This is a genomic window from Jeotgalicoccus aerolatus (assembly GCF_014635205.1).
GTDB classification, from domain to species: domain Bacteria; phylum Bacillota; class Bacilli; order Staphylococcales; family Salinicoccaceae; genus Jeotgalicoccus; species Jeotgalicoccus aerolatus.
The window spans coordinates 213,672-226,377 of record NZ_BMCN01000001.1; the positions used below are offsets into that span (position 1 = coordinate 213,672).

Below are 12,706 nucleotides of genomic sequence, written 5' to 3' on the forward strand. Positions count from 1 at the left end.
TACCGATAAACAGCTCTGCTGCTCCTGACGGAGACGAGCTGTTTTTTGTTTGATTTAATAGGCGGGTGAGGCCTTGAGAGACTCGACACACCCGCATCCCCGCATTCTTTTTTAAGTTTCCTGCTATCGGTGTTATAATAATTGAAACGAATCTATTACAAATGAGGTGAACATCACATGAGATGTCCAAAATGCCAGGATACGAATTCAAAAGTTGTGGATTCGCGTCATGCAGATGAGATGAATGCGATTCGCAGACGCCGCGAGTGCGAAAATTGCGGCACGCGATTTACGACTTTTGAACGGATTGAACTGTCACCCTTAGTCGTAATTAAAAAGGACGGCACCCGTGAAGTGTTCGACCGTTCCAAAGTGCTGGACGGCTTTTTGAAAGCTTGTGAAAAACGGTCCATTCCCTATGAGGAAATTGAAAAGCGTGCGGACAATGTCGAAGCGACGTTAAGAAATTTAAACAAACCGGAGATTTCTTCGAACGATATCGGTGAATCCGTCATGAATGAATTAATTACTCTGGATCAGGTCGCTTATGTGCGTTTTGCCTCGGTTTACAGAGAGTTTAAAGATATCGACCAGTTGATGGATATCTTACAAAATTTAGAAAAAGGTAAGGCTGACAATGAAGTATAATGAGCGTTTAAAACCGAATACGGAGTTTATCGTGTATCAGCCGGGTAATCTGTCGGGCGATCATTACGAAGTACTCAACAGCTTGTACTTGCCGGTGATCGGGACTGAGGCTTTTGCAATTTATTTATATTTATTTGAATCGACTAAAATATACGATAAACTGGCGGTCCGTTTTCACCGCGAGCTGATGGATGAACTGTCTTTAAATCTGTCCGGTTTTGAGAAAGCGGTCGACAAGCTGGAAGCGATCGGACTGGTCCGGACATACGTTTCCAATAAGGCACACGATGACTTGTTCGTTTACAGCCTGCTGCAGCCGCTGTCGGCGGATATGTATTTTAAAGATCCGATGCTGTCGATGTACTTGTACTCGCAAGTCGGTTCTCAGAAATTTAACGATAAAAAAGAGCGCCTGATTTATCCTGACTTGCCGGAAAATATTACCGAAGTGACGAAGAAATTTACAGAGGTGTTTTATCATGCCAGAGATGCTAAATTTAAAACGCCCCATGAAAATTTCAAGCACAACGAGACGTCGAGAGGGCCTGCAGTATCACTCGATGACTTCGACTTCGATGTTCTGTTCACCCATTTGAAAGGCACGCGCATCGATAAGCAGTTTTTCTCAAAAGAAATCAAACGGCTGATCGTCCAGCTCAGCCAGCTGTTTAAATTAAATGCTTACGATATTAAGCAGGTGCTGCTGCAGTCGACGAGCCCCGAGTTCGGAATCGATAAAGAACGCTTAAAAACTGAAGCCCGCAAATACTATCAGAAGGAATACGGCGAAGTGATTCCAAGTTTTTCAACCCAGGAAGAAGCGGTTCAGCCATCGGGTGATGAGACGTATTTAGAAGGACTCGACAAGGTGAGTCCGCTCGACAGAATTAACGATCTTAGAAGCTACAAGCCGTCTGAAAATGATTTAAAAGTTGTGACGGAACTGATCGTTAAAACCGGTCTCGAAAACGGCGTTTTAAATGTGCTGCTGGAATATGCCATTCAAATGAAAGACGGCGAGCTGCCTTTAAGATACGTGATGACCATTGCTGAAAACTGGGAAAAAGAAGGCTACCGCACGGCAGCGGAAGCTTACCAGTCCATTATGGAATTTAGAGATGCCCAGGAAGAGAAGCGGCGTAAGCGCCAGTTTAAATATTCCGGTCCCGGCGAAGAACAGCCGGCCTGGCTGAAAGAAAAGTCGGATAAAAGACCGGCTGAAAAGAGACAGAAACCGGTTAAAAATGAGCCGGTGAAGAACGATAAGGAACCGAGAAAAACGTTGAAAGACGATGAAGATTTCAGTAAACTGATCGATAAATTCAGGGAAAATTAGGTGAGATAATGGAACCGATAAGCAGTTTCGTTAAAAATTCGGAAAAAATCCGGGAGAATAACGAGCGTATATATAACGAAATTATAAATCATCCGAAGATGAAACAATTTATGGCTGAACATGAAGGCGAGATTACCCGCTCCATGATTCAAAACGATCTGATGATTTTAAAACACTATATCAACCAGCCGGCAGAATGCGAACCTGCAGACGAGGGTGAATGTTTAAGCCATCCCGACGGTTTCATTATCAATCTTGAAATCCGTCAGGGCCGCTTTAACATGCTTTATACCAAATGTCCGGTCAGAGCAAAACACGAGGAATTTATTAAACGGGAAAGCCTGATCCAGAGCTTCCATATTCCAAGAGACGTCAGAGAAGCCACTTTTGATACCATCTTTTTAAATGATGACCGCCGTGATATTTTAAAAAATGCGATAGAAAAAGCCGGCAAGATTGCCAGAGGTGAAGGCTACCGCGGACTGTACATTCACGGTGAATTCGGTATCGGAAAATCTTATATTCTCGGCTGTATTGCCAATGAATTAAAAGAAAAATCGATATCTTCGATGATGATTTACGTACCGGAAATTTTAAGAGATTTAAAATCCGGCTTTAACGACGGTACGACGAATGCCCGCTACGATGCCATCCGCAATGCAGAAGTGCTGATCTTAGACGATCTCGGCGCAGAAGATGTCACGGCCTGGAGCCGGGATGAAGTGATTACGAGTATTTTAAATTATCGTATGGTTGAACAGCTGCCGACTTTTATCAGCTCAAACTTTGCAATTAATGAGTTAAAAGGACGGTACAGCTATACGAAAACGAACGGCAAAGAAGAAACCAAAGCGCTCCGTATGATCGAGAGAATCCGCGCCTTATGTGAAGAAGTTGAGCTGACGGGTGATAATTTAAGAAACTCATAGCTTGATTTTTACAGTGCCTTCGTGTACGATATAGCTATATTTCATTAATAATCCAAGGACAAGACAATTTTTAAATAGTTTATTGAAGAGAGTGCATGATTGCTGAGACATGCATATAAACCGCGAATTGTTACTACCTGCTGATGATACTTCCTTAATCGGAAGTCGGTCGGACCGTTATCTCCAAACTTGAGACACGGGATTTATCTGTGTAAATCAGGGTGGTACCGCGGTAAAGTCGTCCCTATTTTTTTAATAGGGACGGCTTTTTTTATTTTAAATTTATATCAAATTGGAAACGAGAGGATGTTTAGCATGGTTGAAAAAATCGACGTAAGATTCCCGGACGGGAACGTAAAAGAGTTTGATTTCGGCGTCACACCGGAAGAAATTGCCGGCTCGATCAGCCCGGGACTTAAAAAAACTTCACTGGCTGCTAAAGTAGATGGGGAGTTATTCGACTTAACACGTCCGCTTGAAGCTGGCGGTTTAGTAGAACTCATTACGAATAAAAGTCCGGAAGGCATTGAAATTCTGCGCCATTCAACTGCGCACTTAATGGCCCAGGCTTTAAAACGCCTATACGGCGACGTGCACTTCGGTGTCGGTCCAGTCATTGAAGAAGGGTTTTACTACGACTTCGATATCGAGGAAAACATTTCTTCAGAAGATTTCCCTAAAATAGAAAAAGAAATGAAGCGCATTGTGGATGAAAATATTCCGATTGAACGAAGAGTATTATCACGCGATGAAGCGAAAGAATTATTTATTAATGATCCTTATAAACAGGAACTGATCGATGCGATTCCGGCTGACGAACAGGTGACGGTATACTCACAGGGTGAATTTACTGACCTGTGCCGCGGCGTCCACGTGCCGAGAACAGCTAAAATTAAAGTATTTAAATTGTTATCGACTGCCGGTGCATACTGGCGCGGCGATTCCAATAACAAAATGCTGCAGCGCATATACGGCACAGCTTTCTTCGATAAAAAAGAACTCGCTGCCTATATGGATCTTCTGGAAGAACGCAAAGAGCGTGACCACCGTAAGATCGGCAAGGAAATGAAGCTGTTTGAAAATAACCAGATGGTCGGCGCAGGTCTGCCGCTTTGGCTGCCAAACGGTGCGACAATCCGCCGCGAAATCGAACGTTATATTGTAGATAAAGAAATTTCACTCGGCTACAATCACGTCTATACACCAATTATGGCCAATACGAATTTATATAAAACGAGCGGCCACTGGGATCACTATCAGGACGATATGTTCCCGCCGATGGAAGTCGGCAACGAAGAATTAGTACTTCGTCCGATGAACTGCCCGCACCATATGATGATTTACAAAAATGAACGCCACTCTTACCGCGAACTGCCGATCAGAATCGCGGAACTCGGCATGATGCACCGCTATGAAGCGAGCGGGGCAGTCAGCGGCCTGCAGCGCGTCCGCGGCATGGTGCTGAACGATGCTCACGTCTTCGTGCGCCCGGATCAGATTAAAGAGGAATTTATCAGAGTGGTTGAACTGATTCAGGAAGTCTATAAAGACTTTAACTTAAACGACTACAGATTCCGTCTCAGCTACCGCGACCCTGAAGACACAGAAAAATACTTTGACGACGATGACATGTGGCAGCGCGCTGAAAGCATGCTGAAAGATGCTGTTGATGAAATGGGTCTTGAGTATGAAGAAGTGGAAGGTGAAGCGGCATTCTACGGTCCGAAACTGGACGTACAGGTGAAAACAGCGCTCGGCAAAGAAGAAACGTTATCGACTGTACAGTTAGACTTCCTGCTGCCTGAACGTTTCGATTTAACTTACATCGGCAAAGACGGTGAAGAACACCGTCCAGTCGTTATTCACCGCGGTGTAGTGTCGACGATGGAACGCTTTGTTGCCTTCTTAACTGAAGAATACAAAGGCAACTTCCCGTTATGGCTGGCGCCAAAACAAGTTGAAATTATTCCGGTTAACCTGGACTTGCACTACGATTACGCACGTGAAATTCACGACGAAATGAAGAGCCAGGGCATCCGTGTTCATATTGACGACCGCAACGAGAAAATGGGATATAAGATCCGCGAAGCTCAAATGAATAAAATATCTTACCAGGTCGTTGTCGGCGATAAAGAAAAAGACCAGTCGCTCGTCAACGTCAGAAAATACGGTGAAGAGAAACAAGAAACATTTGATAAGGAAGACTTCCTGTATCAATTAATCGATGAAATCAGATTGAAGAAATAAGTTTGACAAAGCGGATTTAATCCTGTATAGTACTAAGAGTTGAAACAAACGGACAAGTTGAAGCTCCCGCTTCACACCCTTAAACGAAAGTGATTGGGTAAATTGGGAAATGCAGCCGCAGTAACTATTGCAGCTGCAAATTCTAAGGCGGGTGCAGTGTGCTGCATTCGCCTTTTTTTGTTCGTTAAATATTTTGGAGGTGCTAAACATAGCTAAAGATCAAACATTGATCAATAATCGTATTCGCGCAAAAGAAGTTCGTTTAATCGGAGAAGATGGTTCACAGCTAGGTATAAAAGCAACGAGAGATGCAATTGAGTTAGCAGAAAATGCTAATTTAGACGTCGTACTTGTTGCACCAAACGCTAAACCGCCTGTTGCACGTATTATGGATTACGGTAAGTTCAAGTACGAGCAGCAGAAAAAAGATAAAGAAGCTCGTAAGAAACAAAAAGTCATTAATTTAAAAGAAATTCGTTTGTCACCGACAATCGAAGAGCACGACTTCAATACTAAATTGGGTCACGCTAAAAAATTCCTTGCTAAAGAAGACAAGGTAAAAGTTTCTATTCGCTTTAAAGGCCGTGCGATTACGCACAAAGACATCGGACGTAAAGTACTTGAGCGTTTTGCTGAAGCACTTAAAGAAGATGGCCAGATTGAACAGAGACCGAAGATGGAAGGACGTTCCATGTTCCTCGTTGTTGCACCGTTTGCAGAGAAAAAATAATTATAATCGGAGGACTTTATCATGCCAAAAATGAAGACGCATAAAGGTTATGCTAAACGAATTAAAAAGACTGGTACAGGCAAATTCAAACGCTCACAAGCGTTCACTAGCCACTTATTCGCTAACAAAACAACTAAACAGAAACGCCAATTAAGAGGATCTGCTCTAGTTGCTAAATCAGATGCAAAACGCTTAGTTCACTTATTAGCTAAATCTGCTAAATAATATTAAAAGGAGGAGTTAGAAATGGCTCGCGTAAAAAATGGATTAACATCTCGTAAGAGACGTAAAAAAGTATTAAAACAGGCAAAAGGTTATTTTGGTGCGAAAAGCACTTTATATAGAACAGCTAAACAAGCTGTAATGAAATCAGGTCAGTATGCATACCGTGACCGCAAACAGAAAAAACGTGAATTCCGTAAATTATGGATCTCACGCATTAACGCTGCTGCACGTCAGCACGACATCAGCTACAGCCGTCTAATGAACGGACTTAAAGTTGCTGGCATCGATATCAACAGAAAAATGCTTTCTGAAATTGCTATCGCTGACGACGCTGCTTTCGCTGAAATCGTAGCACAAGCTAAAAACGCTTTAAAATAATAACGCGTTAAAAAGGAGCACCCATAAAGTTGGGTGCTTTTTTGTATTTTACTGGAAATATTTTTGGCTTTGTCAAATAAATAAAATAACTTGTACGATAAAAAAATAAACCGCCAATTTTTCCTATATATAGGGTAGGGACTACTTTTTATACGGGAGGAATATGAGCGATGATTTTAAGTCACAGAACTGCCGGCGCTGAACTGCTGTTTTACCGAGCTCTAGTTAAGAGGAGAAGATTGTCGTCTGAAGAAGCGAAGATTTTGTCGGTGCTGGAAAAAGGATTTTCCGGTGAGTGCGAATACGACCGGATCTTCGATTCGGCCGGTCACGGCTCAGTATTTGTATTTCGAGATATTTATTTGAAAATCGACGGAGCCGTTGCCCAATACGACAGTCTGATTGTCAGCGATGACGGGATTGTGGTCAACGAAATAAAAAACTACTCGGGTCTTTATCGTTATGAAAACGGGAAGTGGTATATCAGAAAATCTGAAGTGTCGGAAGATGCGCTGTCGCAGCTCCGGCGGGCGATGGGGAAACTGATTAAAATGCGTTATCTGGTGAGGGATGAATTTTCCGTGACCGGCAAAATAGTCTTCCCGAATATTGAATTTCGTCTCGAGACGCGCGATGAGGCGCTACGCGATTCTGTCGTGCTCCGTTCAGAGCTGCGTCATTACCTGATGCAATTTAAAAATATTTACGCCGGCCGATTTGCAGAAAAAATTGCCGCACTGATTCGCGAGCGCATAGTGGCCAACCCTTATTTCGATAAAAGCGCCGATTTCTCAAGCGTGAAAAAAGGATTATATTGCGGGGCGTGCGGCGGGTTTGAGCTGGAGTTATATCATTATCATTTGATGTGCCAAAAATGTGGATCATGTGAGAAAAAGGAAACACATCTACTTCGCGCTATATATGACTTTAAATCTTTATTTCTGAATGAAAAGTTGACCAAACAGCGTTTATTGCAGTTTATCGATTACAAAATTAGCGAACGAACAGTCTATAGATTACTGAATAAGTATTGCAATCGTCTTTCAAGCGGTCCAGGTTCATATTATACGACTAAATATCTAAGTTTCGATCAAGCTTATGAAAAGCATGAGAATTTGAATAGATATAAAGACAAATCATTAGTTTAAATCGTGTTATCAGGCAGATGTGGTGTGTTCATCGACCTGACAGAAAAATTATCAGGCAGATGAGGTGTGTTCATCGACCTGACGGAAAAATTATCAGGCTGATGAGGCGTGTTCATCGACCTGACGGAAAAATTATCAGGCAGATGAGGCGTGTTCATCGACCTGACAGAAAAATTATCAGGCAGATGAGGCGTGTTCATCGACCTGACAAGGGACCCATCCCCAATCCATCATTGTCGACGGCCCTAATTACCGATACAATGATGAAAAAGGAGGGTGTTCACATTGATTCCCCAGTCGGAGATTGTAATTATGGCGGTGGTGGCCGTGATTTCGGTGCTGCTGCCGTTTATTTTTATGTTTGTGCTTAGAAAATGGTTCAAAGTCAGATGGATTCCGTTTTTGATTGGTATTGCTGTCTTTTTAATTTTTGCTTTAATTTTAGAGCAGCTGCTTCATGCTGCGGTACTTAAGCCTAGCGCGGACGGTTCTATAGAATTATTGACTGTTTCACCGTGGCTCTATGTTTTATACGGTGTGCTCGCTGCCGGGGTCTTTGAAGAGACGGGCAGGCTGCTCGCATTTTTAATGACGAAAAAATATTACCGCGATATTGACAGCGCGGTATCGTATGGTATCGGTCACGGCGGTTTTGAAGCCGCGGCGGTTGTCGGAATCAGTATGATTAACGGCATCGTTATCGCTATGATGGTAAATTCAGGTTCGGATGCTTTAAATGCGGTGCCGATTCCAGCGGAGAATTTAATTCAAAGCCAGCCGTGGTATATGTATTCGATTGCGATTTTTGAAAGAATTATCGCAATGATTTTACATATCTCCTTGTCAATTATCGTCTTTTCTGCGGTGATGATGCAGAAAAAATGGTGGCTGTATCCGTTCGCTATTCTGCTTCATGCTTTGGCAAATGTGACAGCGGCCATGTTGCAGTCGGGGCTTTTATCGAATATGTATATCATGTACGCGGGTTTCATAGTTGTGACTGCAGCAACAGCTGCTATCGCAGTAAAATTAGTAAAAATTTACAGGAATCAAAGCGATGCGCTTTAGGATAAAAACCGTCCGGTTCACAATTGAACCGGGCTTTTTTTAATACCGCTCAATCGTCCGTATACCAACTATTATAAAGAGAATGTTGAAGCATCAACATTGTAAGCGGTAACAATTTTTGTGAAAAAGCATAGACAAGGGGGAGTAAATAGACTATATTTGAGTGGTAATTTCATATTAAAGAGAGAAAACAAAGGGGAATCATTTAAATGGAGACATTTGTAACAGCTTTTAATGACATTGTTTGGAGTGCGGCTCTGGTTATTTTGCTGGTATGTACGGGATTATACTTCTCGATCCGCATGCGATTATTCCAAGTGCGATACATAGCTGATATGATCCGCCTAATCTTTAGAGGCGGAAAATCAGAAGACGGAATTTCAAGTTTCCAGGCAATTGCCGTGTCACTGGCAGGGCGTGTCGGAACGGGTAACATTGTCGGTGTGTCTACAGCAATATTTATCGGGGGGCCAGGGGCAGTATTTTGGATGTGGCTGATCGCCTTCCTCGGTGCGGGGAGTGCGTTTGTAGAATCGACTTTATCTCAGATTTATAAACAGAAGGAAGACGGGCAGTATCGCGGGGGACCGGCGTACTACATCGAAAAGGGGATCGGTGGAACGTTCGGTAAATATTATGCACTGCTTTTTGCAGTCGTTACGGTGATTGCCTGCGGTCTCTTATTACCGGGGATCCAGTCTAACTCAATTTCAAGTTCTGCAACCAATGCACTGCCGATGATTGATTCATGGATGATCGGTGCATTTATCGTCGTTATTCTTGCAGTTGTAATTTTCGGCGGAATCCGTTCGATTGCAAACGTTGCGACAGCAGTCGTTCCATTTATGGCAATCGCTTATATTATCGTTGCAGTAGCAATTGTAATAATGAATATCGAAGCGGTTCCAGGCTTAATCGCATTAATCTTCAAGAGCGCATTCGGTCTCGAGCAGCAGTTTGCCGGTACGGTCGGTGCCATGATTATGATCGGTGTTAAACGCGGACTGTACTCAAACGAAGCAGGTCAGGGTACCGGAGCTCACGCAGCAGGTGCTGCAGAAGTATCTCACCCGGCAAAACAGGGTCTGGTTCAAGCGTTCTCAGTATATATCGATACATTATTCGTATGTACAGCAACAGCTTTAATGATTTTAATGACAGGGATGTACAACGTGTCTGACGGAGACGGCGGCTTAATTGTCGATAACGGCGTGTATCAGACGAATGCAGCCGGTGAAAAAGATGTCAGCGGTACGGTAACATTTACTCAGGCCGGCATCGACAGCGCCTTCCACGGCATGGATAATTTCCAGGAAGACTTTATCGGCTTCGGTTCTTACTTTATCGCGTTCGCGCTCTTGTTCTTCTGCTATACGACGATGCTCGCTTATTACTATATAGCGGAAACCAACTTAGTCTATATGCTTAAAGGGCGAATGCAGTGGCTTAAAATTGTACTTGGTCTCGTACTGATTGCGTCTGCATTTTACGGTGCCGTTTCAACAGCAGATTTAGCTTGGCTGATGGGTGACCTCGGCGTCGGGCTGATGGCTTGGATTAACGTTATCGCTATTTTAATCCTGCAGAAACCGGCCTTAAAAGTGTTCAGAGATTACGAGCGTCAATACAAACTGAAAAAACAAGGCAAGCTGAAAGGCGAGATTGTTTACGAGCCTGACCGCAGCGACTTTAAAGATCATAACTTCTGGGTCGATGAATACCCGAGAAGAGATGAAGAAGGATACAGCTATCCGGACAGAAATTAATTCAATTGAAGCACTCTCTTAAACAGAGGGTGCTTTATTTTGCAGTATTATTATTACGGTATCTGAAATATCTTATGGTAAAATAAAATTAACGACTATTTTTAAAGGGGATTTTAAAATGGATAAACAACTCGAAATGTTAAAAGACTTAACGGATGCCAACGGCATCGCCGGCTTTGAAACAGCCATTAAAAATAAAGTAAAAGAGTATTTAAATCCGCTGTCTGACGAAATTGTGGAAGATAATCTCGGCGGCGTTTTCGGCAAGAAAAAAGCCAAAGAGGGCGCAAAAACAATCTTAGTCGGCGGCCACTTAGATGAAATCGGCTTTATGGTGACTGAAATTGACGACAAGGGCTTTATTAAATTTACACCGGTCGGCGGCTGGTGGAATCAAGTGATGCTGTCCCAGCGCATGAGCATTACGACGGGTGACGGTAAAATAATTACTGGTGTAATTGGCTCTAAACCGCCGCATGTTTTAACACCTGAAGCACGAAAAAAACCAGTGGATATTAAAGACATGTTTATCGATATCGGTGTCGCGTCTAAAGAAGAAGCAGAGCAGGCCGGCGTGGCCCTCGGCGATATGATTACGCCGTACACCGAGTTTACAGAGATGGCGAACGAAAATTACTTGCTGGCTAAAGCGTGGGATAACCGTTTTGGTGTTGCGCTGTCGATCGACGTGATGAAAAATCTTGAAAAAGAAAATATTAATATTAACTTAGTGAGCGGGGCGACAGTCCAGGAAGAAGTGGGACTCCGCGGTGCTAAAGTTGCAGCGAATAAAGTAAAACCGGATCTCGCAATCGCAGTAGACGTTGGTCTCGCTATGGATACGCCGGGAATGAAATCCTCAAATGGCACAGGAGACCTCGGCAAAGGACCGCTCGTTCTATTAATGGACGGTTCAAATATCGGGCACGTGCCATTTAGAAAACATATATTAGACGTTGCCAAAACGAAGGATATTCCTGTACAATTACAAGTCATTACCGGCGGCGGCACGGACTCAGGCGCCTTCCATGTATCAAACGACGGCGTGCCGTCTGTATCGATCGGCGTCCCGCTACGCTATATGCATTCAAACGTATCGATTATGCATAAGGAAGACTACAACAATGCAGTCAAACTGGTCACTGAAGTAGTGAAATCATTAAACGACGATAAGGTGGACGAAATCATTTGGTAAAAGAAGTTATTTCTTCAAAAGATAACACGCGCATTAAAAATTACCGCAAGCTTCATACGGCGAAAGGCCGCAAAAAATCAAATCAGTTTTTAATCGAAGGTGTGCATTTAGTAGAAGAAGCAGTCAATTATAAACAGCCTGTCGATACGATTATTATCGAAGACGGCTTTAAACACGATTTAAACATCGATCATTTTAAAGTACTTTACGTTTCAAACGATGTAATGAAATCTTTATCGACTTTAGATACACCGCCTGGTATCGCTGCTGTAGTCAACCAGCAGGCACCCGGTAAAATTACGTATAACAGAGTATTATTATTAGAAGATGTGCAGGATCCCGGCAACCTCGGCACTTTAATCAGAACGGCGGATGCTTTTGGCTTCAAGACGGTAATCGTCACGCCGGAAAGCGCAGACCCATACAACCCTAAAGTATTAAGAGGGGCTCAGGGCAGCCACTTCCACTTAAACATGCTGCAGCGTGGGGCGCTCGAGGCGGCAGAAAGTTTTAAAGGAATTAAAATCGGCACATCGCTCGATGACGCGGTTTACATCGATGACTTTAATAAGCCGGACGGTGATATCATGCTCGTTCTCGGCAACGAGGGCCGCGGCTTGACCGAACGGACGAAACAGCTGATGGATATCAATGCCAAAATCAGTATGCCGGGCATGAGCGAGAGTTTAAACGTAGCAATTGCCGGTGCAATTTTGATGCATCATTTTAAATCTTGATTTTAAGTGTAATTTGGTTATAATTAATGTAACAAAGTTATAAATTTACTTCGGTTGAAGTTAGGAATAAATGATTATCGAGACCGGTCCAGAGAACATTAATATCAGCTGAAAATTAATGTGCGGTTTTAATCAGTGTTCACCTGATTGATGAAGTATGCGGGAGACGCCACCATATCGGCGTATTTAAGTGTCTGCGTATGCAGAAAATTAGGTGGTACCACGGAACTCCGTCCTTTTATGAGGGCGGGGTTTTTTTCTTTTAAATTTATATAAAAATCAGGAGTGATGATATGACA

At 43.1% G+C, this 12,706-nt stretch carries 12 protein-coding genes; all 12 read left to right on the plus strand.

Going from position 1 to position 12,706, the window contains the following annotated elements; translation table 11 throughout:
* The first annotated feature begins 177 nt into the window (after positions 1 to 177).
* The 12 genes from nrdR (at position 178) to IEU81_RS01215 (ending at position 12,407) form a co-directional block, all read left to right on the plus strand.
* Complete coding sequence (gene nrdR, locus IEU81_RS01160) at positions 178 to 648, plus strand: transcriptional regulator NrdR (RefSeq protein WP_186089903.1); 471 nt, start codon at positions 178 to 180, stop codon at positions 646 to 648.
* A complete protein-coding gene (locus IEU81_RS01165) occupies positions 638 to 1,984 on the plus strand; it encodes a replication initiation and membrane attachment family protein (RefSeq protein WP_186089905.1) in 1,347 nt (448 codons plus the stop codon). The genes nrdR and IEU81_RS01165 overlap by 11 nt, the downstream gene beginning before the upstream one ends.
* An 8-nt stretch (positions 1,985 to 1,992) precedes the next feature.
* Positions 1,993 to 2,913 carry a primosomal protein DnaI gene (dnaI, locus tag IEU81_RS01170; protein ID WP_186089907.1) on the plus strand — a complete coding sequence of 307 codons (921 nt, stop codon included), beginning with the start codon at positions 1,993 to 1,995 and terminating at the stop codon, positions 2,911 to 2,913.
* 315 nt (positions 2,914 to 3,228) lie between these two features.
* Positions 3,229 to 5,160, plus strand: coding sequence for a threonine--tRNA ligase (gene thrS / locus IEU81_RS01175; RefSeq protein ID WP_186089908.1), 1,932 nt, complete (start codon positions 3,229 to 3,231; stop codon positions 5,158 to 5,160).
* A 199-nt stretch (positions 5,161 to 5,359) separates the two neighbouring features.
* Positions 5,360 to 5,890: a translation initiation factor IF-3 gene (gene infC / locus IEU81_RS01180; protein WP_186090767.1), complete on the plus strand. Its 531-nt coding sequence runs from the start codon at positions 5,360 to 5,362 to the stop codon at positions 5,888 to 5,890.
* A gap of 21 nt (positions 5,891 to 5,911) precedes the next feature.
* Entirely contained in the window at positions 5,912 to 6,115 is a 204-nt protein-coding gene (gene rpmI, locus IEU81_RS01185; protein WP_092594939.1) for a 50S ribosomal protein L35, read from the plus strand.
* Positions 6,116 to 6,136: 21 nt separating this feature from the next.
* Complete coding sequence (gene rplT / locus IEU81_RS01190; RefSeq protein WP_092594937.1) at positions 6,137 to 6,493, plus strand: 50S ribosomal protein L20; 357 nt, start codon at positions 6,137 to 6,139, stop codon at positions 6,491 to 6,493.
* 170 nt (positions 6,494 to 6,663) lie between these two features.
* The gene (locus tag IEU81_RS01195) at positions 6,664 to 7,641 is read left to right on the plus strand and encodes a nuclease-related domain-containing protein (protein WP_186089910.1); all 978 of its coding nucleotides are present in this window, start codon (positions 6,664 to 6,666) and stop codon (positions 7,639 to 7,641) included.
* A 312-nt stretch (positions 7,642 to 7,953) separates the two neighbouring features.
* A complete protein-coding gene (locus IEU81_RS01200) occupies positions 7,954 to 8,709 on the plus strand; it encodes a YhfC family intramembrane metalloprotease (RefSeq protein WP_186089911.1) in 756 nt (251 codons plus the stop codon).
* Positions 8,710 to 8,918: 209 nt separating this feature from the next.
* Positions 8,919 to 10,475, plus strand: coding sequence for an alanine/glycine:cation symporter family protein (locus tag IEU81_RS01205; protein WP_186089913.1), 1,557 nt, complete (start codon positions 8,919 to 8,921; stop codon positions 10,473 to 10,475).
* Positions 10,476 to 10,593: 118 nt separating this feature from the next.
* Positions 10,594 to 11,670, plus strand: a complete 1,077-nt coding sequence (locus IEU81_RS01210; protein WP_092594930.1) for a M42 family metallopeptidase — start codon at positions 10,594 to 10,596, stop codon at positions 11,668 to 11,670.
* Positions 11,664 to 12,407: a TrmH family RNA methyltransferase gene (locus IEU81_RS01215; protein ID WP_186089914.1), complete on the plus strand. Its 744-nt coding sequence runs from the start codon at positions 11,664 to 11,666 to the stop codon at positions 12,405 to 12,407. Before IEU81_RS01210 ends, IEU81_RS01215 begins: the two co-directional genes overlap by 7 nt.
* Positions 12,408 to 12,706: the final 299 nt, after the last annotated feature.

Excerpts from the sequence above, each read along its gene's own strand:
- nrdR (WP_186089903.1), top strand. The coding sequence starts at position 178 with ATGAGATGTCCAAAATGCCAGGATACGAATTCAAAAGTTGTGGATTCG.
- IEU81_RS01165 (WP_186089905.1), top strand. The coding sequence starts at position 638 with ATGAAGTATAATGAGCGTTTAAAACCGAATACGGAGTTTATCGTGTAT.
- dnaI (WP_186089907.1), top strand. The coding sequence starts at position 1,993 with ATGGAACCGATAAGCAGTTTCGTTAAAAATTCGGAAAAAATCCGGGAG.
- thrS (WP_186089908.1), top strand. The coding sequence starts at position 3,229 with ATGGTTGAAAAAATCGACGTAAGATTCCCGGACGGGAACGTAAAAGAG.
- rpmI (WP_092594939.1), top strand. The coding sequence starts at position 5,912 with ATGCCAAAAATGAAGACGCATAAAGGTTATGCTAAACGAATTAAAAAG.
- rplT (WP_092594937.1), top strand. The coding sequence starts at position 6,137 with ATGGCTCGCGTAAAAAATGGATTAACATCTCGTAAGAGACGTAAAAAA.
- IEU81_RS01195 (WP_186089910.1), top strand. The coding sequence starts at position 6,664 with ATGATTTTAAGTCACAGAACTGCCGGCGCTGAACTGCTGTTTTACCGA.
- IEU81_RS01200 (WP_186089911.1), top strand. The coding sequence starts at position 7,954 with ATGGCGGTGGTGGCCGTGATTTCGGTGCTGCTGCCGTTTATTTTTATG.
- IEU81_RS01205 (WP_186089913.1), top strand. The coding sequence starts at position 8,919 with ATGGAGACATTTGTAACAGCTTTTAATGACATTGTTTGGAGTGCGGCT.
- IEU81_RS01210 (WP_092594930.1), top strand. The coding sequence starts at position 10,594 with ATGGATAAACAACTCGAAATGTTAAAAGACTTAACGGATGCCAACGGC.